The sequence below is a fragment of the Rathayibacter sp. VKM Ac-2759 genome (genome assembly GCF_009834225.1).
GTDB lineage: Bacteria > Actinomycetota > Actinomycetes > Actinomycetales > Microbacteriaceae > Rathayibacter.
This window is the reverse complement of sequence record NZ_CP047176.1, coordinates 441,030-461,998: the sequence shown is the minus strand read 5'-3', so window position 1 is coordinate 461,998 and position 20,969 is coordinate 441,030. Positions and strand designations below refer to the sequence as shown.

Sequence of the window (20,969 nt, the reverse complement as noted above, 5' to 3'; positions counted from 1 at the left end):
GAGAGGTCCGCGATGAGCGCACTCACGATCACCCCCGCCAAGGCTCCGGCCTACACCTCGCTGCGCGCCGCGGCCCTCCCGCTGGCCGCCCTCTGCCTGGCCTTCTTCGTCGAGATGGTCGACAACACCCTGCTCTCGATCGCCCTGCCCACGATCGGCCGCTCGCTGGACAGCGGGACGGCGGGGCTGCAGTGGGTGACGGGCGCCTACTCCCTCACCTTCGGCGGCCTGCTGCTCACCGCCGGGTCGGCCGCCGACCGGTTCGGCCGGCGCCGCGTCCTGCTGTCCGGCCTCGCGGCCTTCGGCCTGATCAGCCTCGCCGTCGTCCTCGTCTCCGACATCGGCCAGCTCATCGCCCTGCGCGCAGTGCTCGGCGGCGCCGCCGCGGCCATGGCCCCCGTCACGATGTCGCTGATCTTCCGGCTCTTCGACGACGAGAAGCTGCGGATGCGCTCGATCACGATCGTCATGATCGTCGGCATGTCCGGGTTCGTCCTCGGCCCGATCCTCGGCGGCACGGTCCTCAGCCAGTTCAGCTGGCAGTGGCTCCTGGTCGTCAACGCACCCATCGCCCTGATCGCCTGGATCGGCGTCCGGGTCGGAGTGCCGGCCGACCGGCGCGCCGACCTGACCTCCGAGCGGCTCGACCTGCCCGGCGCGGTGCTCACCGTCGCCGCGATCGGGCTCGGCTGCTACACCCTCACCAGCGGCGTGGAGGCCGGCTGGCTCTCGCCCGTCACGATCGCGTGCGCCCTGGGCGCGGTCGCCGCCGTCGCCGGATTCGTCCTCCGGGAGCGTCGCGCCGCATCGCCCATGATCGACCTCGCGATCTTCCGCACCGGGCCGGTCCGCGGCGCCGCACTCACGCAGCTCGCCGCCTCCGTCGCGTTCGCCAGCGTCCTGTTCGCTCTGATCCTGCACTTCCAGTACGCGTACGGCTGGAGCGCGATGCAGGCGGGCCTCGCGAACCTGCCCGTCATCGTCACGATGATCGCCGCGACTCCGATCGCCGAGCAGCTCGCCGCCCGCCTCGGCCACCGCCTCGCCTGCCTCGTCGGCACCGCGCTGCTGGTGGGCGCACTGCTCGGCCTGGCCTGGGCGGTGGACCAGGGCTACCTCGCGATCGCCGCCATGATGGTCCTCCTCACGATCGGACTGCGGACGATCATGACGATCTGCGCGGTGGCCCTCGTCGAGGCGATGGACGAGAACCGGACCTCGATCGGCGCCGCCCTGAACGACACCTCCCAGGAGCTCGGCACCAGCCTCGGCACGGCGGTCGTCGGCACCCTCATCGCCGCCCTGGTCACGAAGACCCTCCCGGCGGGCACGTGGAGCTCCGACCTCGTGCAGAGCTTCTTCGCGGGCGAGCGGATCGCCTACCTGGTCGTCGCCGCCCTCGTCGGCGTGATCGCGACGATCGGCTCGCTGTCCCTCACCGCCTCCCGCACCACGGAGGAGCCCGCACCGGCCGAGCCCACCGCGGTCTGAGCGGTCCGCTCGGAGCGCCCGGTGCCGTAGCCCGCAGACCGAGTACGCCCCTAGATTGGGGACACCCGCTCCGCGCCACACCGAGTTCCGATGGAGGAACACCATGGCCACGACATCAGGTCTCCGACGGATCGCGCTCGCGCTGGTCGCGGTCGTCTCTCTCGGGGTGGCGGGCGCCGCGCCCGCCACCGCTCTCGACAGGACGATCCCCGGGCTCCCGAACCTCTCGCCCGAGGACATCCGCGGCGCGCTCGGCGGTCCGGTCGTCTCGCCCTCGACCTCGGTCGGCGACGGCGGCGCGGTCTCGTCGGTCGACGCGTACGCGAGCCGGGTCGGGCTCGAGGTCCTGAAGCGCGGCGGCAACGCGGCGGACGCCGCGGTCGCCACAGCCTCCGCCCTCGGCGTGACCGAGCCCTACAGCGCCGGCATCGGCGGCGGCGGGTACTTCGTCTACTTCGATGCGGCCACCGGGGCGGTGAGCACGATCGACGGGCGCGAGACCGCACCGGCCGGCATCGCCTCGGACGCGTTCATCGACCCGGCGACGGGCGCCCCGTATCCCTTCACCCCCGACCTCGTGTCCTCGGGTGTCGCGGTCGGGGTCCCCGGCACGGTCGCGACCTGGGACGCCGCGGTCGACCGCTTCGGCACCCTGCCGCTCGGAGTCGTGCTGGCGCCGTCCATCGCGCTCGCCGCGACGGGCTTCCCGGTCGACGAGACCTTCCGCAGCCAGACGCTCGACAACCTCGAGCGGTTCCAGGAGTTCCCCGACACGGCCGAGCTGTTCCTCCCCGGCGGGGACGCGCCGAAGGTCGGCAGCACCTTCCGCAATCCCGATCTCGCGAAGACCCTGGCCGGCATCGCGCTCCACGGGCCGAGCGCGTTCTACGAGGGACCGCTGGCCGCCGAGATCGCCGACACGGTGCAGAACCCGCGGATCGTCGACGGCTCCGCCCTCCCCGCACCGGCCGGCTCCCTGACCGAGGCCGACCTCGCCGCCTACTCCGTCCTCGAGCAGGCGCCCACCCGCGTCTCCTACCGCGGACTCGACGTCTACGGCATGGCCCCCTCCTCCTCGGGCGGGATCGCGGTGGGCGAGGCGCTCAACATCCTCGAGAACCACGACCTCGGGGCGGAGGAGACCGGCAGCGCGCTGCACCTCTACCTCGAGGCCTCGGCCCGCGCGTTCGCCGACCGCGGCGCCTTCGTCGGCGACCCGGCCTTCACCGACGTGCCCACCGAGACGCTGCTCAGCCAGGAGTTCGCCGACTCCCGCGACTGCACGATCGACCCGACGACGGCCTCCGTGCGACCGGTCGCCGCGGGTGCCCTCGACGGATCCGCCTGCTCGACCGCCGTCGCCCAGGAGCAGCCCGACACCGAGAACATCTCGACCACCCACCTCTCCGTCGTCGACAAGTGGGGCAACGCCGCCTCCTACACGCTGACGATCGAGCAGACCGGCGGATCGGCGATGACCGTGCCCGGGCGCGGCTTCCTCCTCAACAACGAGCTCACCGACTTCTCGACGGTGTTCGTCGACGGCGACCCGAACCGGATCGAGCCGGGCAAGCGCCCGCGCTCGTCGATGTCTCCGACGATCGTGCTCGACGGCGGCGAGGTGAAGCTCGTCGTCGGATCGCCGGGAGGCGCCACGATCATCACGACGGTGCTGCAGACGCTGGTCAACCGCATAGACCTCGGGATGACCCTCCCGGAGGCGGTCGCGGCGCCCCGGGCATCGCAGCGCAACACGGCATCGACCTCGGCCGAGCCCGCGTTCATCGAGGCGTACGCCGACGACCTCGCCCCGTTCGGGCAGCAGCTGACGCCCTCGGGCGACACGTTCACCTCGGCCGCGGAGATCGGCGCGGTGGCGGCCATCGAGGTCGAGCCCTCGGGGCGGATGATCGCGGTCGCCGAACCCGAGCGCCGTGGCGGTGGCGTCGGGCTCGTGGTCGACCCGGAGGAGTGACGCCCGGGAGCCTGGGGGCCTCGAGACTCCAGGAGTTGTCGCAGTCGAGGTCGAGTGCGACAACTCCTGGAGTCCGGGCGGCCCGGTGCACGCCCTCTCGGGGCGCGCGCCGGTACCGGCGGATCAGGCGAAGGTGGCCGCGTCGATGACGAAGCGGTAGCGCACGTCCGACTTCAGCACGCGCTCGTAGGCCTCGTTGATCCGGTCGGCCGAGATGAGCTCGGTCTCGGGCAGGATGCCGTGCTCGGCGCAGAAGTCGAGCATCTCCTGCGTCTCGGCGATGCCGCCGATCATCGAGCCGGCCCAGCTGCGGCGCGCGGGGATGAGCGCGAACGCGGGGATCTCGAGCGGCTCCGACGGAGCGCCGACGTTGACCAGCGTGCCGTCGATCGCGAGCAGCCCGATGTACTTCGACATGTCGAGCTTGGCCGAGACGGTGTTGATGATCAGGTCGAACGAGCTCGCGAGCTCGTCGAAGGTCGACTCGTCGCTGGTCGCGAAGTAGCGGTCGGCGCCGAGGCGGAGGCCGTCCTCCTTCTTCGAGAGCGTCTGCGACAGCACGGTGACCTCGGCGCCCATGGCGTGCGCGATCTTCACGGCCATGTGGCCGAGGCCGCCCATGCCGACGACCGCGACCTTCGTGCCGGGGCCGGCGTTCCAGTGGCGCAGGGGCGAGTAGGTGGTGATGCCGGCGCAGAGCAGCGGCGCGACCTTCTCGATGTCGAGCGACTCCGGGACGCGGAGCACGAAGTCCTCGTCGACGACGACGGCCTCGGAGTAGCCGCCCTGCGTGATGGTGCCGTCGGCCGGGTCGGTGCCGCCGTAGGTCTGGATGTTGCCCTTGAGGCAGTACTGCTCCTGGCCGGCCAGGCACTGCTCGCACTGCTTGCAGGAGTTGACCATGCAGCCGACGCCGACGAGGTCGCCGACGGCGTGCCTGGTGACCTCGGAGCCGATCTCGGTGACGCGGCCGACGATCTCGTGGCCGACGACCTGCGGGTACTGGATGGGGCCCCACTCGCCGCGGACGGTGTGGATGTCGGAGTGGCAGACGCCGGAGTAGGCGATGTCGATCGAGACATCGCGGGGTCCGACGTCGCGGCGGTCGACGGTGGTCTTGACGAGCGGCTCGGTGGCGGACGGTGCGGCGTAGGCGTTGACGGTGCGCATGGTTCTCCTCGGGGGTGGTGGCGAGATCGTCGCCGCCTCCGAGTATGCCGATGCCCTCCAGGGAGTCGCCTGGGCTGGACAGCGCCGGCGGCGACCCCTTCCGAGAGGGTGCGGCCGGGCGCGGCGAGCCTGCCGCTACCGTGTCCGGATGGTCGTGACGAGAGCTCTGGCAGGACGGTGGGTCGAGGGATGGTGCGACTCCCGCCGGATGCTCCGGCGCCGTGACGGCGACGGGTGGCTCGTCGAGGTCGCGGCCGAGACCCGTTCGCGGGAGTACATCAGCGTCGCGCCGTCGCTCCCCGAGCTGCGCCGTCTGGTGGCCGCCACGACCGCGCCGGACGTGTGGCTGACTCTCGTCGGAGACCTCGACGCGCAGAGCCGCGACGCCGTGGCGGCTCTCGATCCCGTGACGAGCGGCGAGGGCATGATGACCACGCGCATCGTGCCCGCGGAGGTGCCCGCGAGCGTGCGCATCGAGGTGGACGGCCGGGTCGCGCACGCCCGCATCGAGGTGCGGGGCGAGCTCGCCGCTCGCGGGCAGGCGGCGGTGCGCGCAGGCGATGTCGTGTTCGACCGCATCGAGACGATGCCCTCGTTCCGTCGCCGCGGCCTCGGCGGCCTCGTGATGACCGGTCTCAGCGCCTGGGCTGCGGAGACCGGCGCGACGACCGCCCTCCTCATGGCGAGCGTCAGCGGGCGCCGGCTCTACGAGAGCCTCGGCTGGGCGGATGTGGCCCCTCTCGTGACCTTCCGGGGCGGGCGGCGTGACGACGCGCCGGGGCTCGGGATCGCCGACCTCCCCGGCTGACCGCGCTCCTCCTCCCGCACTCGGTCGGATACCCCCCGGGGGTATGGTGGAGAGAGACCACCCCGATCCCGGAGGAGCGCCATGACGACCACCACGACCCCGCCGACAGACGCGAAGAGGGCCCGCGCCGCGCTGGTCGTCATCGCGAGCGCGCAGCTGATGCTGGTCCTGGACGACACGATCGCGAACATCGCCCTGCCCAGCATCCAGGCCGAGCTCGGCATGCGCAGCAGCACGCTGCCGTGGGTGATCAACGCCTACATCCTCGCCTTCGGAGGCCTGCTCCTGCTCGGCGGAACGCTCGGCGACCTCGCCGGTCGGCGCCGGGTCCTGCGCATCGGGCTCGTCCTCTTCACGGCGTCGTCGGTCGTCGCCGGGATCGCGGGAACCCAGGAGGCACTGATCGCCGCCCGCGCCCTGCAGGGTGTGGGGGCGGCGCTCGCCGCACTGAATCTGCTCGCGCTCATCACCACGACGTACTCCCCCGGCGCGGCGCGCGACAAGGCGCTCGCGGTCTACGCGGCCGTGTCGGGCATCGGGATCACGGGCGGCCTCCTGCTCGGAGGAGTCCTCGTCAGCACGCTCGGCTGGCGGTCCGTGTTCCTCGTCAACCTCCCGATCGGCCTCGTCGTCCTCGCCGGAACCCGCACCCTCACCGAGAGCGGTCGCGCGGGCGGCCGGCTCGACGTCCTCGGGGCGGTGACCGCGACCACCGGGCTCGTCGCCCTCGTCTTCGGCGTCACGCACTCCGGGGAGGCCGGAGTGGACGCGCCCGTCACCCTCGCCGCTCTCGCCCTCGCCGCGGTCGTGCTCCTCGTGTTCCTCGCTCGACAGAGGCTCGCGCGCGCGCCGATGCTCCCCCTCGTGATCCTCGCCGACCGCAACCGCGCCGGATCCTACGTCGCGACCGCCGTGATCGGCGGCGGGCTCATGGGCGGCTTCTACCTGCTCACCCTCTTCCTCCAGAACCTCGCCGGGTACGACCCCCTCAGGACCGGCCTCGCCTTCATCCCGTTCAGCATCGGCATCATCGCGGGCAGCGCCGTCGGCTCGTCCCTCGCCTCGCGCGCCTCCTCCCGGCTCCTCGCCGGCGCAGGCCTGCTCGTCGCCGCCGGGGGCCTCTTCTGGCTGTCCCGGATCAGCCAGGAGAGCAGCTACCTCCTCCACATCGCCCCCGCCCTCCTCCTCACCGCCGCCGGGCTCGGCGGCAGCTTCCTCGTCCTCACCCTCACCGCCGTGCGCGCGGTGCCCCACGAGGTCGTCGGCATCGCCTCCTCCCTCGTCAACACCGCGCAGCAGGTCGGCGCCGCGATCGGCCTGGCCGCCCTGACGGCCACGGCTGTCGCCGTCAGTGCCGCGGAGCCCGATCCGATCAGCAGCGGCGCCCTCTCCGCCGGCTACTCCGCGGCGTTCGTGGTCGCGGCGATCGCCGCCGTGGGAGCCGCGGCACTCGTGAGCGTCACGGTCACGACGCGCACGAGCGCGAGCTCCCGCAGACACAGGACCGGGACGAGCGGTGACGGCGGGTGCGGGGCACGCCCGTCGATCCCCACACCCGTCCGGCCGGATCGGGCTCACGGTCGGCTACCGTCGGAGAACGCCGACCCGAGGGAGTCCGAGATGAAGCGAGTGAAGGCACTTCTGCTGTGGCTGCTCCGTCGCGAACCCGCTGCACTGCCCGATGACCCCTTCGGTGAGCCCGGCGGGCGGGAGCCTCTCCCGCATACGGCCGACTCGGTCGCCGGGAGCCGGCTGCCCGTGAACGCGCTGCGGGCACACTGACCTCACGGGACGATTCGGCGACCCGAGGAGGCGCCGACCCGGCGGGAACCGCAGCGCCGGCGCCCGCAGCACCCCCGGCCCCCGAGCGGGCTCAGCCGGCCCGCCCGTAGGTGTCGTAGATGCGGTTCCGCGCCGCACGCTCCTCGGGTGGCAGGCGCTGCGCATCCGCGATCTCGTAGCCGCCGAAGGTGTCGCGCAGCCGCGACGACGGATCGACCTCGACGAAGGTGCACCAGGGCAGCCAGTGGTACTGGCTCTGCAGGGTCTGGCTCGCGAAGTCGCCGCTCTCGTGCCCGAGGCCGGGCATCGCGTAGCCGATGCTGCCGTCGACGTCGGTCGACTGGCGCGTGTTCTTGTGGATGAACTCGGCGAAGTCGAGGTAGTGCTCGTCTCCGGTGAGCAGGTGCAGCCGGTAGTAGGAGTAGGAGCACGCGGCCATGTACACGTCGGCGCCGCCGCCGATCGTGATGATGCTCTGGCCGCTGATCGAGTAGCGGTTGAACGGGTGCTTCGGCCAGATCGTGCGCACCGGGAACGACCAGGCGTACGTCCACGTCTCGGTGTAGTCGGCGGCGCGGGTCGCCCCCTCGAGCCAGCGGTCCTCGCCGGTCAGATCGTGGAGGGCGAGGAATCCGAAGAGGGCGTAGATGCCCGCCTCCTTGTCCTGGACGTCGGCGTTGTCGCAGGTGCCGCCGCGGTACTCGAGGGTGCGGTGGCTGTTCTCGAACGTCCACTCGCCGGCGCGGATGGCCGCCTCCCGGTACCTCGCGTCGCCCGAGACCAGGTGGAACTGCACCAGGAACCGGATCACGCTGGGCGTGTTCGACCTCGAGTCCATCCGGACCGAGCTGTCGGCGTGGTACGCGCGGTGGAAGCTCCCGTCGTCGTTCTGGACGCGCACCAGCCAGTCGGCCGCGCGCCGGCAGAACTCGAGCCAGCCCGCCCGCTCGTCGCCCGTCGCCCGCAGGTGGAGGTACGCGTCGAGCACCGCCTCCACGCCGTCCGCGAGCATCCGCAGGTAGTGGGGGTAGGGCTCGAAGCCGCCGAGGGTCGGGTTCCAGCACATCTGCGGCAGACCCGACGACGTCATCGCCTCCCGGGCCCAGAAGTCGATCACGCCCACGCCCTTCTCGAACGCCTCCGGCACCCCCTCCCTGTCGCCGTAGCGGATCAGCTGGTAGCCGATGCCCGGCTGCTGCCCCACGAAGCCGAACTGGAACGAGACGCTCGAGACGTCCAGGTCGGGCAGCTGGCAGGCGAAGGGCAGGCCCCAGGAGTCGCCGTAGGCGCGGGTCGACCGGTTCAGGATCTCCATCCCGTGGCGGTAGTGGCGCTCGTTGTCGACCTCGAACAGGGTGTCGCGCAGGCGCGCGTACGCCTCCCGCCAGACCTCGCGCATCATCGACGCGAAGCCGTCGTAGCGGCCGAAGGTGAGCGCGACGGAGTACGTCTGCACGAAGCCGGTCGTCACGGGGTGGTTCATCCGCTGGAACCTCTGGGGCGCCTCGTCGTAGTCGAGGCCCGCGTAGGGGTTGTCGAGCGGCAGCTGCCCGTCGGCCGCCGGGTAGACGTAGTCGATCGAGAGCCCGGCGGGGCGGACGTCGAGCTGCTTGCGCACTCCGAAGCCGTAGTAGAGGTAGTTCAGCGTCCTGCTCTGCGGTCGGCTCATGCCGATCGCGCCGACCGTGCAGAGCGGATCGGTGATGTTCTCGGACCAGACGACGTCGGGGGTCGGCAGCGTCACGTCGGCCGCCCAGCGCGCGAGCGTCGCCGTCTCTCCGGACGCCCGGTTCTGCATCGCGAACAGCGGGAGCCCGTAGCGCGTCTCCCTCCGCCAGAAGTACTCGGCGTCGAGATCCTCCCCCGGCGCGTACTCGTTCTGCCGGTAGCGGACGCCCGGCGCGAAGCAGTCGTAGTCGCGCACGGCGTCGGACTCGAGCATCGACAGCGACACCTTGGTCGAGAAGCCGAGGTCGTCCCCCTCCTCGAGCACCTCGACCGCGCGGCTCACCCGCACCCCCTCGCCGATCGCCTCGTAGACGTCGGTGAACGCGAAGACCGATCCCGTCGGCACGGTCATCGTGCCCCGGGCCTCGATCGCGCCTCCGGTCTCGACCACCTCGGAGTACGCGCCGTCCGAGAACTCGCTGACCGCGAAGGCCGTCTTGACCGTCACGAACATCGGCCGGGGGTTGGCGTAGAGGATCCGCCCGCCCGCCTCGACCTCGATGCCGCCCGCTCGGAAGAGCAGGGTGTATCCGCCGCAGTGCAGTGCCAGGGGGGCCATGTCAGCCTCTCTCGTCGTCGAGTCGTGTGCCACCGGAGTCGAAGTGCCGCGATCCGGGGCGGAACAGCAGCGCCACCGCGCCCTCCACCAGAGCCGCGACGACCAGGAGGATCGCGAACGGCAGGAGCGACACCTCCGCGTACGCGCCCATCACCGGCATGACGAGCCCGGCGGCCGTGAAGCTGACCGTGCCGAGGATCGCCGTGACGCTGCCCGCCTCGCTCGACGGGCCCTGCAGCGACAGGTACTGCACCGGCGCGTAGCCGAGCGAGCGGCCCGCGAGCGCGAAGGTCAGCCCGCCGACCACGACGAACAGCGGCGGGGTGCCGGCGAGGGCGAGCCCCGCGACGACCACGGCGCCGAGGGCGGTCACGATCGCGGAGGCGATCATAGCGAAGCGCGGACCGAAGCGCGGCACGATCACCCGGCCCGTCGTCTGCCCGACGGCGATCGTCACGAGCGACGTGGCGAGGAACAGGAGCCCGTAGAGATCGGGGCCCACCTCGTACACGTTCGTGTAGAGGAAGGGCGCGGTCGCGAGGTAGGCGAAGCCGACCGACCAGCCGGCGGCCGACGCGGCGGCGAGCGCGATCACGCGGGGTCGGCGCAGCATCCCGAAGGAGTTGCGCAGCGACGGCATCAGGCCGCCCTGGTGCCGCCGCTCCGGGGGCAGGGTCTCGGGCAGCACGACGAGCGCCACAGCGGTCGCCACCGCTCCCCAGACGGCGACGGCGAGGAACGACCCGCGCCAGTCGATGATCTTGGTCAGCTGCGCCCCGACCGACGGGACCAGGATCGGGAACACCGAGACGATCACCGCGAGGTTCGCGAGCATCGTCACCAGCCGCTTGCCGCTGTAGAGGTCGCGGACGATCGCGGTGACGACCACTCCGGCCGCGGTGCACGCCGCCCCCTGCACGAAGCGCGCCGAGAGCAGCACCGCTGTGTCGGACGTCGTCGCCGCGACCAGGCTCGCCACGATGTGCAGCGCCGCCGAGACTCCGAGCGGCCACTTGCGCCCGACCGCGTCGCTCAGAGGCCCCGAGACGAGCTGGCCGGCGGCGAAGCCGAAGGTCGCCCCCGTCACGACGAGCTGCGCGGTCGCCACCGAGACGCCGAGATCGGTCTGCAGCGTCGGGAGGAAGGGCAGGACCAGGTCGATCGTGAGCGGGCCGAAGCCCACGAGCATCGCGAATATCGGCAGCAGGAGCCGCGAACGCGGGACGGCGCCCCTCACGGGCGAGTCGAGACGGGGAAGTAGAGCGAGAACGGCTCGTCGACGATCTCGTGCACGGGCCGGAACCTGATCGACGAGGGCTGCCCGACGGTGCGGTAGCCGCGGAGCCACTGGGTCCACTGCCGCTCGTTGTCGGGGGCGAGCAGCGAGGAGGCGGACTGGACCTCGCCGCGCAGCTGCACCTCGTGGTCGACCAGGCCGGCGAGCACCACCGGCCCCTCCACGAAGGCGACCGTGCCGGGCTCGTCGGGGATCGGCACGACGCGCACCTCGGTGCCGAACGCCGCGTCGACCCGGGTCACGCCGCCCGCGTGCTCGAGGACGAGAGCGCCGTCGACCACCGAGGCCGCGTCGGAGCCCGCGAGCGCCGGTGCGCCGACGGTCCACTCCGGCACCCGCACCCTGACGGTGAGCGGGGCGCCCTCGACCTCGATGCGCAGCCGCGACGCCCGGGGGCGCCGCAGGTCTCCCGCCTCCCCCGCGTTCGAGTCGGGTCCGACGTAGCCCGCGTTGTCGAGCACCTCGACCCGGACCCTCGCCTCGCCGGCGGCGGTCTGCACGCGGGTGCTCGCGTCGATGTGCTGGGCGACGACCAGCTCGGTGTCGCCTCCGCGGTAGAAGACCAGCCCGGAGTGGCGGGTGTGCGCCTGCACCAGGGTGCCGTGGCAGCACCAGAAGTCCTCGGTCGGCGATCCCCAGTTCTTGCGTGCGCCGCCCTCGAGCGGGAGGAAGTAGGCGACCATGCCGGTGCGCGGGTTCTGCTGGGCGAGGATCCCGTTGTAGAGGTTGAGCTCGATGTAGTCGGCGTAGGCGAGGTCGCCCGTCCAGCGCAGCAGCACGTCGGCCAGGCGGATCATGTTGTAGACGCCGCAGTGCTCCTGCGTCTTCTCGCCGCGGCGGGCGGCGAACTCGAACGGAGGCGTCCAGATCTCGCCCGAGGTCTGCCCGCCGGTGCAGAAGGTGCCGCGGAGGGTGACCGCCTGCTCCCAGTAGGCCTCGACGATCCTCCGCCAGCGCTCCTCGCCCGTGACCTCGTGGGCGCGCGCGGCACCGAGCACCTCGGGGATCGTGGTGTTGGCGTGCTTGTTCGTCAGCACGTCGCGGCCCTCGAGGAGCCCGTCGAACAGCCAGCGGCGGTAGTAGCGCTCGAGCAGCTCCGAGTAGACGGGGTCGCCGGTCGCCTCGAGCAGATCGGCCCAGACCTCGAGCATCCCGCCGGTCTCGACCTCGAGGATCCGCTGGAACTGCGCGTCGTCGAAGCCCCGCACCCACTCGAGCAGCGGAGTGGTCGCCTCCCGGGCCATGCGCAGCGCGCGCTCGTCGCCGAGGTCGCGGTGCAGGTCGACGAGCCCCATCAGCAGCTTGTGCATCGCGTACTGCGGCGCCCAGATCGGGCGACCGGTGGCGAGGCGATCGAGGTAGCCGCGCGGGATCGCCCAGATCCAGCCTCCGCCGTTCTCCTCCTGGCAGCGCTCGAGGCCGTCGAGCACCGAGTCGATCCGGGCGCGCAGCAGCGCGTCGCCGGTGACCGCGACCTCGCGGGCGGCGGCCGAGAGCCAATGGCCGAGGAAGTGCCCGCGCAGCTGCGATCCGGGAGTCTCCCAGCCCCAGTGCCGGTCGAGGCCGCGGGCCTCCCGGCTGTCCTCGGACGGGTGCAGATGCCAGCCCTGGTCGCCGATCCCGGCCTCGATGAGGAAGTTCTGCAGCAGCCCCTCGTCGGTCAGCGAGAGCAGGTAGGAGCGGTTCAGCCGACGCCGGTCGTCGAAGACTCCGCGCGAGAGACGGGTCTCGGAGGGGGCCGGGTGGGTCAGCGTCATGGGAGCTCCTCATCGTTGATCGAGATCGATCTCTCACTGTACTCAGCTGGGGATCGACGGTATGAATGTGCGTATGCCTTCTTCGCGGGTGATCCATCTCGTCAGTGCCGACGTGTCCGCCGTCCTCACCCAGACAGGAGACTCGCTGCCCGTCCTCGCCCACTGGGGCCCGAGCCTCCGCGCGAGCGACGCCGACCTCATCGAATACGCGGGAACGGCGGTGCGCACGGGGATTGACGGCGTTTCCGACGTGCCCTACGAGCCCTCCCTGCTGCCGGAGCACACCTCCGGATGGGGTGGACTGCCGGGTCTGCGAGTGCACCGCGCGGGCGCCGCCTGGTCGCCGCGACTGTCCGTCTCGTCGGTCTCGGTCGACGGAGCGCCCCTCGCCGAGGGGGCGGTCGCGCAGCGTCCCGGGGGTCGGGCGGTGGTCGAGGCGAGCGATGCCGAGCACGGAATCGGGGTGATTCTAGAGATCGATCTCACTGCCTCGGGACTCCTCCGAACGCGCGTCTCGGTGCGCAACGACGGCGGCGATCGACTCGAGGTCATCGGCGTCGACCCGGCGCTGCGGATCCCGACCCGGGCCCGCGAGGTGCTCGACTTCTCGGGCCGCTGGGGCACCGAGAAGATCCCGCAGCGGCACCCGATCGTCACGGGCACGCACTCGCGCAGCTCGCGCCGGGGGCGGACCGGACTCGACGCGACCACCGTCGTCGCGATCGGCACCCCCGGGTTCGACGCGGGCTCCGGGGAGGTCTGGCTCTGCCACGTCGGCATCGGAGGCGACCACGAGCACGCCGTCGAGCGCACCGACGGGCTCCTGGCCTTCCGCGGCGGCGAGCTGCTGCTGCCGGGCGAGGTGCGGCTCGCGGCCGGCGAGAGCTACGAGTCGCCCTGGGTCTACGGCTCGTTCGGCGCGGGGCTCGACGCGGCCGCCGCCCGCTACCACTCGTTCCTCCGCGAGCGCTCCCGCTCGTCGCGCCGTCCGCGCCCGGTCACGCTCAACGTGTGGGAGGCGGTGTACTTCGACCAGGACTTCGCGACCCTCGCCGAGCTCGCCGACCGCGCGGCGGCCCTCGGAGTCGAGCGGTACGTGCTCGACGACGGCTGGTTCCTCGGTCGCGACTCCGACACGAAGGGGCTCGGCGACTGGACTCCCGACCCGGTCGCCTGGCCCGACGGGCTCGGCCCCCTCGCCGAGCACGTGCGCTCGCTCGGCATGGAGTTCGGCCTCTGGGTCGAGCCCGAGATGATCAACGAGGACTCGGACCTCGCCCGCGCGCACCCCGACTGGATCCTCCGCGCCCGCGCCTCCGAGCTGCCCGCGCGCTGGCGCCACCAGCAGGTGCTCGACCTGACGAACCCCGACGCGTACGCGCACATCCTCGGCGTTCTCGACGGACTCGTCGCCGACCTCGACGTGGCCTACCTCAAGTGGGACCACAACCGCGACCTCATCGACGCCGGCCACCCGGCGACGGGGGCGCCGGCCGTGCACGAGCAGACCCTCGCGCTCTACCGGCTCCTCGACGAGCTGCGCGAGCGGCACCCCGAGCTCGAGATCGAGAGCTGCGCCTCGGGCGGCGGCCGCGTCGACCTCGGGATCCTCGAGCGCACCGACCGGGTGCACACCTCCGACAACCAGGACCCGCTCGACCGCGTGCGGATGCTGCGCTGGACGGGCCTGCTGGTGCCGCCCGAGATGCTCGGCTCGCACGTCGCCTCCGCGGTCTCCTCGGTCACCGGGCGCACCAGCGATCTGCACACGCGCTGCGCGGTCGCCTTCCTCGGGCACTTCGGCATCGAGTGGGACATCCGCGAGCTCACGGGCGAGGAGGAGACGGTCCTCGCCTCCTGGATCGCGTCGTTCAAGGAGCACCGCTCGCTCCTGGCCACCGGCCGGGTCGTCGGCGACGGCGACCTCGACCCCGACGCGCCGTCGCTGCGCGGGGTCGTCGCCGTCGACGGGTCGGAGGCGCTCTACACCGTGATGACGCCCACGCTGTCCGCGGACTCGCGGCGCCGCCTCCGCCTCCCCGGTCTGCTGCCCGAGGCGCGCTACCGCATCGAGGCGGCACGGCCCGGCTCGCTCGGCCCCGGCTGGCTGAGCCCCCGCTGGCTCGAGCGCACGGCCGCGCTCGACAGCGGCGACGACGCGCCCGCGTACTCGGGGAGCCTCCTGCGCGAGGCCGGCCTCGAGCTGCCCACGTTCCACGGCGACCGCGCGCTCGTCCTGCGCCTCGTCCGCACCGCCTGAGCCCGACGACACCCCTGAGCCCGACGACACCCGAGCACCACCCACCACGATCACACCGGAGTCCTTCGTGAACACCACCGTCACCGTCGACCTCGACCGTCCCGGCGCCACCATCAGCAAGCACCTCTACGGCCACTTCGCCGAGCACCTGGGGCGCTGCATCTACGACGGCTTCTGGGTCGGCGAGGACTCGCCGGTGCCGAACGTCGGCGGCATCCGGCTCGACGTCGTCGAGGCGCTGAAGGCCCTCGACATCCCGAACCTCCGCTGGCCGGGCGGCTGCTTCGCCGACCGCTACCACTGGACCAACGGCATCGGCCCGCGCGACGAGCGCCCCGGACTCATCAACACCCTCTGGGGCGGGGTCGCCGAGGACAACTCCTTCGGCACCCACGAGTTCATGGCGCTGTGCGAGCTGCTCGGCGCCGACGCGTACATCTCGGGCAACATCGGCTCGGGCACGGTGCAGGAGATGGCCGACTGGGTCGAGTACCTCACCGGCGCGGGGAAGAGCCCGATGGCCGACCTCCGCCGGGCGAACGGCCGCGAGGAGCCGTGGACCGTCCGCTACTGGGGGCTCGGCAACGAGACCTGGGGCTGCGGCGGCAACATGCGCGCCGGCGCCTACGCCGACCTCGCGCGGCAGTTCGGCACCTTCTGCCAGAGCGGCAACGACACTCCGCTGCACCGCATCGCCGCGGGGGCCGACGGAGCCGACACCGCGTGGACCGAGACGCTGATGCAGGTGATCCCCGAGATCGGCGGGCACCCCTTCTCGTCCGTGCCGTGGGAGTCGATCTCGGTGCACTACTACACGATCGGCGGCAGCTGGTCGGCGAAGGGCAGCGCGACCGACTTCGATGCCGAGACCTACTGGAGCACGATCGTCGCCGCGCAGGGCATCGAGGAGCTCCTCCGCTCGCACGCGGCCGTGATGGACGTCTACGACCCCGAGAAGACGTACGGCATGGTGCTCGACGAGTGGGGCACCTGGTGGGACGTGGAGCCGGGCACGCACCCGGGCTTCCTCTTCCAGCAGAACACGATCCGCGACGCGATGGTGGCGGCCTGGCACTTCGACGTGTTCCACTCCTTCGCCGACCGGCTGTCGATGGCCAACATCGCGCAGACGGTGAACGTGCTGCAGGCGATGCTGCTGACCGACCCCGACGGAGGCGAGATGGTGCGGACGCCGACCTATCACGTCTTCGAGATGAACAAGGGGCACCACGAGGCCACCGTGCTGCCGACGACGCTCTCGGGCCCGACCCACGAGGTCGACGGCCGCGCGATCCCGGTCGCCTCCGCCTCCGCGAGCACGAAGGACGGCCGGGTGCTCGTCTCGCTCACGAACGTCGACCTCGACGCACCGCTCGAGATCGCGCTCGACTTCCGCGGCGGCTCGGTCGCCGACGCGACCGGCCGCCTCCTCAGCGCCGATCGGCCCGACGCGCACAACCGCCCCGGCGCGGCCGACGAGGTGAGCCCGGTGCCGTTCGACGACTTCGAGACGACCGCGACGGGGCTGCGCGTGACGCTGCCTCCGCACTCGTTCGCGACGATCTCGCTGGTGCTGGCGTGAGCGGGATCGACATCGTCGTCGGCGCCCCGACCGGTCGCGAGGTGAGCCCGGATCTCTGGGGCCTGTTCCTCGAGGACATCAACTTCGCGCTCGACGGCGGGCTCAACGCCGACCTCGTGCAGAACGGCGACTTCGAGGCCGGGCCCGCCGACCGCCCCGGCTGGGGACCGCTGACGGCGTGGTCGGTGGACGCCGGCGAGGTGCGGGTGCGCAGTGCCGACGGCGTCAGCTCGGCCAACGCCACGCACGTGCGGCTCGAGGACGCCGTTCTCGTCAACCGCGGCTACAACGACGACGGGATGCCCGTGCCGTCACCGACGCTGCGCCTGCGTCTCCGGGCCCGGGCGGCATCGGTGGAGGGCCGTCTCTCCGCGCGACTCGACGGCGCGGGAGCGGTCGATCTGCCGCTCACCGCCGAATGGCGCGTGATCGAGGCCGACCTGCAGGCCCCCGACGCCCACCGCACCTCCCTCGTGCTCGAGGGCAGCGGAGTCGACGTCGACCTCGTCGAGCTGCGGCCGCTCGACGCGAGCGGCGAGCCGGTCCTCTTCCGCCCCGACCTCGTCGAGACCCTCCGCGCGCTGAAGCCGGCGTTCGTCCGCTTCCCCGGCGGCTGCCTCGTCCACGGCTTCGGGCTCGACAACATGTACCACTGGAAGACCACGGTCGGCCCGCGCGAGCAGCGCCGCCCGCTGCCGAACACCTGGGGCTACCACCAGTCGATGGCGATCGGGTACCACGAGTACTTCCTGCTCTGCGAGGCGCTCGGCGCGACTCCGCTGCCGATCGTCGCAGCCGGAGTCAGCTGCCAGAACACGCCGGGCGGCGCGCAGGCGATCCCGATCGGACGCATGCCGCAGTACGTGCAGGACGTGCTCGACCTCGTCGAGTACGCCAACGGCGACGTCGACTCCCGCTGGGGCGCCGTGCGCGCGGCGGCGGGGCACCCGGCTCCGTTCGGTCTGCGGATGCTCGGCGTCGGCAACGAGGACACGATCGACGCGCAGTTCACCGAGCGGTTCGAGCAGATCTCGCAGGCGCTCCAGGAGGCGCATCCCGAGGTCGCGCTGATCGGCACCGCCGGTCCGTGGCCGTTCGGCCGCGACTTCGAGGCCGGCTGGGAGATCGCCCGCCGCCTCGACATCGACCTCGTCGACGAGCACGGCTACCGCACGCCGCGCTGGCACTGGCAGAACCACGAGCGCTACGACTCCGCCGACCGCACCGGCCCCGCCGTGTACCTCGGCGAGTGGGCGGCGCGCGGCTCGACGGTGCGCTCGGCGATGGCCGAGGCGGGCTACATGATCGGCCTCGAGCGCAACTCCGACGTGGTGCGGATGGCGTCGTACGCGCCGCTGCTCGCCCGCGTCGGCGAGACCCAGTGGACACCCGACCTGGTCTACTTCACCGACGACGAGGTGATGGGCTCGGCGGCTTACGACGTGCACGCCCTCTTCGCGGCGCACCGCGGCGACCGGGTGCTGCCGGTGAGCGTCTCGGGAGACGCGAGGCGCGAGCAGCCCGAGCCGCGCCTCGGGCCCGCTGTGCTGCGATCTCCCGGCGCGCGGACCGCGTTCACCGGCATCGTCGCCGACGGCGTCGCGCTGCCCGATGTCGTCGTCGACGACGAGCACCCGGAGGCGCTCCTCGCGATCCCGCCCGAGACCCGCTCCCTCGCTTTCACGGCCACGCGCCGCGGCGGCGTCGAGGGCTTCGACGTCGTCCTCGGCGACCCCGCCTCCGGCACCAGCCACGAGGTGATCGTCGGCAGCTGGCGCAACCGCTCGCTGATCCTGTCGCGACGCGACGACGGCTTCGGTGACGAGGTCGACGGCCCGTACATCTTCGAGGGCGTGCAGACCGGTGTGCCGCGGCGCATCGAGATCGAGCGCGACGGCTCCCGCCTCACCGTGCGGCACGACGGCGTGCTGGTGCACGACCACGTCGACGACCGCCGCCCGTACCGCGAGGTGGCGGTCGGGGCGACCGCCCGGGGTGCCGAGACCGTCGTGACGATCGTCAACGGAGGCGGCGCCGCGGTGTCGGCGCGCGTCGCCGGACTCGCCGGCCCGCTGGCCGCCGACGCCGTGCTGCTCGAGGGCGGCGACCCCCTCGCGGGCGCCGCGTTCGAGCCGTCGCCGCTGCGCCGCGTCGAGTCCGTGCTGAGCGGGACGGACGAGCTGCGGGTCGACGTGCCGGCGTGGTCGATCGCCGCGCTCGTGATCCGCGAAGCGCCGGGAGCCTCCGCATGAGGGCCGACCGCGTGCGCACCGCGCTCCGCCCGCCGATGGGCTGGAACAGCTGGGACTGCTTCGGCGCCTCCGTCACCGAGGCCGAGGTGCTCGCGAACGCCGAGTACCTGGCCGAGCACCTGCTGCCGCACGGCTGGGACACGGTCGTCGTCGACATCCAGTGGTACGAGCCGAACCCCGGCATGAGCGACTACCAGGAGGTGTCGGAGCCGGTGCTCGACGCGTGGGGCCGCCCGCAGCCCGCCGTCGGCCGGTTCCCGTCGGCCGCCGAGGGCGGCTTCACCGCGCTCGCCGCCCGCGTGCACGCGCTGGGCCTGCGCTTCGGGGTGCACCTGATGCGGGGCGTGCCGCGGCGAGCGGTCGAAGAGCGCCTCCCGATCCTCGGCTCCGACGCGACCTGCGCCGACATCGCCGACCGCGGGAACGTCTGCCCCTGGAACCCCGACAACTACGGCGTCGACATGAGCGCCCCGGGAGCGCAGGAGTACTACGACTCCGTGCTGGCGCAGCTGGCCGCCTGGGGCGTCGACTTCATCAAGCTCGACGACGTGCTCTACCCGCCGATCCAGGCCGACGAGATCGCCGCGATCTCGCGCGCGATCGACGCCTCCGGGCGGCCGATGACGCTGAGCCTCTCGCCCGGCAAGCAGCTCTCCCTCGAGAACCTCGAGGTGCTGCGCGCGAACGCCCAGCTCTGGCGGATCTCGGACGACTTCTGGGACGACTGGTCGGCGCTGCTCGAGCAGTTCCAGCGGGCCGCGCGCTGGGCGCCGCACCAGCGCCTCGGCGCCTGGGCCGACGCCGACATGCTGCCGCTCGGCCGCATCGGGATCCGCGCGCACGTCGGCGAGGACCGGCTGTCGCGCTTCACCGCGGCCGAGCAGCGCACGCTGATGACGCTCTGGTGCCTGATGCGCTCACCACTGATGTTCGGCGGTCACCTGCCCGACACTCCGGACGACACCCTCGCGCTGCTCACGAACGACGACGTGCTCGCCCTGCTCGGCAGCGACTCCAGCCGCGAGATCGTGCGTGACGGCGATCTCGTCGTCTGGGCGGCGTCCCGCGGCGCGACGCAGTGGCGCGCCGTGTTCTGGCTGGGCGCGGCCCGGACCTCGCTGAGGGCGCACCTCGCCGACCTCGGCGTGACCGGCACCCCGGTCGACGTCTGGAGCGGCGCACCCCTCGACGTCGTCGACGGCGCCGTGCCCCTCGAGGTGGAGCCCCACGGCGTGCGCCTCCTGCGCTTCGACTCCTGATCCCTCACCACTTCCGCTCGCCCACAACGCAGAAGTTGTCGTACTCGAGCACCGAGTACGACAACTTCTGCGGAGTGGAGCAGCTCCGACTCAGGACTCCGTGTCGACCAGGGCGTCGAGGACCGCGAGGTCGTCGGGTGAGATGGTGAAGTCGACGTCGGCGTTCTCGGCGATGCGCGAGGGCGTCGTCGACTTCGGCAGCGGCAGCACGTCCTTCTCGAGCAGGTAGCGGATGCACAGCTGCGCGACGGACTTGCCGTAGCCGGCGGCGATCCCGGCGATGTCGGAGTTCTCGAGGAGCCCGCCGGTCGCGAGCGGCGAGTAGCCCTCGACGAGGATGCCGCGCTCGCGGCAGTACGCCGTCGTCTCGTCCTGGGTGTTGCCGACGAACCAGCGGATCTGGTTCGCGTGCGGCACGACATCGGTCGCGGCGGTCAGCGACTCGAGGTCGGCGACGGCGAAGTTCGAGACGCCGATCGCGCGCGAGCGGCCCGCCTCGTAGATCTCCTCCATCGCCTTCCACGCCGCGATGTTGCCGTCGCGGTGGTCCGATCCCATGTCCGACCACGGCCACGGCGCGTGGATGAGGTAGAGGTCGACGTAGTCGAGCTCGAGTGCGGCCATCGTCGTCTCGAAGCTGGCCTTCGCGCCCTCGTAGTCCTTGACCTCGGCGGGCAGCTTGGTCGTGATGAAGACCTCGTCGCGGGGCACGCCGCTGTCGCGGAGCGCGCGGGCGACGCTGGCCTCGTTGCCGTAGCCGCGGGCGGTGTCGAGGTGGCGGTAGCCGGTCGCGAGGGCCGTGGTGACCGCGTCGTAGGCGTCGGGTCCGTCCTCGATCTGCCAGGTGCCGAAGCCGATCCTCGGGATCTCGACGCCGTTGGACAGGGTGAAGGTATCGGTCAGTGCGGGCATGTCTCTCCTTCGAAGGATGGTCCTCGCCGGGGCGAGGTGCTTCTCACGCTAGGTGAGCGCGCCGAGCCGCACAGGGCCCTTGCGATCCGCCCGGACGGCGCTACCGGGGGCGCGGCACCGCACGGCGCCGCGCCCCC

The 20,969-nt window shown here is 72.2% G+C and carries 13 protein-coding genes; 8 read left to right on the top strand and 5 right to left on the bottom strand.

Annotated features, from left to right (window positions below):
- Nucleotides 1-12: 12 nt before the first annotated feature.
- Both GSU68_RS02085 and ggt read left to right on the top strand, forming a co-directional pair.
- Nucleotides 13-1,491 (top strand): MFS transporter, encoded by a 1,479-nt coding sequence (locus GSU68_RS02085; protein WP_159905471.1) that lies wholly within the window; start codon nucleotides 13-15, stop codon nucleotides 1,489-1,491.
- 103 nt (nucleotides 1,492-1,594) lie between these two features.
- Nucleotides 1,595-3,466 (top strand): gamma-glutamyltransferase, encoded by a 1,872-nt coding sequence (gene ggt / locus GSU68_RS02080; protein WP_159905470.1) that lies wholly within the window; start codon nucleotides 1,595-1,597, stop codon nucleotides 3,464-3,466.
- Between the two features lie 123 nt (nucleotides 3,467-3,589).
- Here ggt and GSU68_RS02075 read toward each other — a convergent pair whose 3' ends face one another.
- Nucleotides 3,590-4,636: an NAD(P)-dependent alcohol dehydrogenase gene (locus GSU68_RS02075; RefSeq protein WP_159905469.1), complete on the bottom strand. Its 1,047-nt coding sequence runs from the start codon at nucleotides 4,634-4,636 to the stop codon at nucleotides 3,590-3,592.
- A gap of 148 nt (nucleotides 4,637-4,784) precedes the next feature.
- On the opposite strand from GSU68_RS02075, the gene GSU68_RS02070 reads away from it, so the two are divergent.
- Both GSU68_RS02070 and GSU68_RS02065 read left to right on the top strand, forming a co-directional pair.
- Entirely contained in the window at nucleotides 4,785-5,444 is a 660-nt protein-coding gene (locus GSU68_RS02070; RefSeq protein WP_159905468.1) for a GNAT family N-acetyltransferase, read from the top strand.
- Nucleotides 5,445-5,525: 81 nt separating this feature from the next.
- A complete protein-coding gene (locus GSU68_RS02065) occupies nucleotides 5,526-7,226 on the top strand; it encodes an MFS transporter (protein ID WP_159905467.1) in 1,701 nt (566 codons plus the stop codon).
- A 91-nt stretch (nucleotides 7,227-7,317) separates the two neighbouring features.
- Here GSU68_RS02065 and GSU68_RS02060 read toward each other — a convergent pair whose 3' ends face one another.
- The 3 genes from GSU68_RS02060 to GSU68_RS02050 are packed head-to-tail and all read right to left on the bottom strand — an operon-like array spanning nucleotide 7,318 to nucleotide 12,567.
- Nucleotides 7,318-9,513, bottom strand: coding sequence for a hypothetical protein (locus tag GSU68_RS02060; RefSeq protein WP_208544631.1), 2,196 nt, complete (start codon nucleotides 9,511-9,513; stop codon nucleotides 7,318-7,320).
- Nucleotide 9,514: 1 nt separating this feature from the next.
- Nucleotides 9,515-10,750 (bottom strand): MFS transporter, encoded by a 1,236-nt coding sequence (locus tag GSU68_RS02055; protein ID WP_159905466.1) that lies wholly within the window; start codon nucleotides 10,748-10,750, stop codon nucleotides 9,515-9,517.
- Nucleotides 10,747-12,567 carry a beta-L-arabinofuranosidase domain-containing protein gene (locus GSU68_RS02050; protein ID WP_159905465.1) on the bottom strand — a complete coding sequence of 607 codons (1,821 nt, stop codon included), beginning with the start codon at nucleotides 12,565-12,567 and terminating at the stop codon, nucleotides 10,747-10,749. Before GSU68_RS02050 ends, GSU68_RS02055 begins: the two co-directional genes overlap by 4 nt.
- Before the next feature lie 112 nt (nucleotides 12,568-12,679).
- Here GSU68_RS02050 and GSU68_RS02045 point away from each other — a divergent pair, with 112 nt between their 5' ends.
- From GSU68_RS02045 to GSU68_RS02030, 4 genes are all read left to right on the top strand, one after another.
- Nucleotides 12,680-14,827 (top strand): alpha-galactosidase, encoded by a 2,148-nt coding sequence (locus tag GSU68_RS02045; protein ID WP_208544630.1) that lies wholly within the window; start codon nucleotides 12,680-12,682, stop codon nucleotides 14,825-14,827.
- Between the two features lie 67 nt (nucleotides 14,828-14,894).
- Nucleotides 14,895-16,409, top strand: coding sequence for an alpha-L-arabinofuranosidase C-terminal domain-containing protein (locus tag GSU68_RS02040; protein WP_159905463.1), 1,515 nt, complete (start codon nucleotides 14,895-14,897; stop codon nucleotides 16,407-16,409).
- A complete protein-coding gene (locus GSU68_RS02035) occupies nucleotides 16,406-18,661 on the top strand; it encodes an alpha-L-arabinofuranosidase C-terminal domain-containing protein (RefSeq protein ID WP_159905462.1) in 2,256 nt (751 codons plus the stop codon). The genes GSU68_RS02040 and GSU68_RS02035 overlap by 4 nt, the downstream gene beginning before the upstream one ends.
- Nucleotides 18,658-19,920 (top strand): glycoside hydrolase family 27 protein, encoded by a 1,263-nt coding sequence (locus GSU68_RS02030; protein WP_244259362.1) that lies wholly within the window; start codon nucleotides 18,658-18,660, stop codon nucleotides 19,918-19,920. The genes GSU68_RS02035 and GSU68_RS02030 overlap by 4 nt, the downstream gene beginning before the upstream one ends.
- A 90-nt stretch (nucleotides 19,921-20,010) precedes the next feature.
- On the opposite strand, the gene GSU68_RS02025 is transcribed toward GSU68_RS02030, so the two are convergent.
- Nucleotides 20,011-20,832 carry an aldo/keto reductase gene (locus GSU68_RS02025; protein ID WP_159905461.1) on the bottom strand — a complete coding sequence of 274 codons (822 nt, stop codon included), beginning with the start codon at nucleotides 20,830-20,832 and terminating at the stop codon, nucleotides 20,011-20,013.
- Nucleotides 20,833-20,969: the final 137 nt, after the last annotated feature.

Coding starts and splice junctions, on each gene's coding strand:
- GSU68_RS02085 (WP_159905471.1), top strand. CDS start 13: ATGAGCGCACTCACGATCACCCCCGCCAAGGCTCCGGCCTACACCTCG.
- ggt (WP_159905470.1), top strand. CDS start 1,595: ATGGCCACGACATCAGGTCTCCGACGGATCGCGCTCGCGCTGGTCGCG.
- GSU68_RS02075 (WP_159905469.1), bottom strand. CDS start 4,636: ATGCGCACCGTCAACGCCTACGCCGCACCGTCCGCCACCGAGCCGCTC.
- GSU68_RS02070 (WP_159905468.1), top strand. CDS start 4,785: ATGGTCGTGACGAGAGCTCTGGCAGGACGGTGGGTCGAGGGATGGTGC.
- GSU68_RS02065 (WP_159905467.1), top strand. CDS start 5,526: ATGACGACCACCACGACCCCGCCGACAGACGCGAAGAGGGCCCGCGCC.
- GSU68_RS02060 (WP_208544631.1), bottom strand. CDS start 9,513: ATGGCCCCCCTGGCACTGCACTGCGGCGGATACACCCTGCTCTTCCGA.
- GSU68_RS02050 (WP_159905465.1), bottom strand. CDS start 12,567: ATGACGCTGACCCACCCGGCCCCCTCCGAGACCCGTCTCTCGCGCGGA.
- GSU68_RS02030 (WP_244259362.1), top strand. CDS start 18,658: ATGAGGGCCGACCGCGTGCGCACCGCGCTCCGCCCGCCGATGGGCTGG.
- GSU68_RS02025 (WP_159905461.1), bottom strand. CDS start 20,832: ATGCCCGCACTGACCGATACCTTCACCCTGTCCAACGGCGTCGAGATC.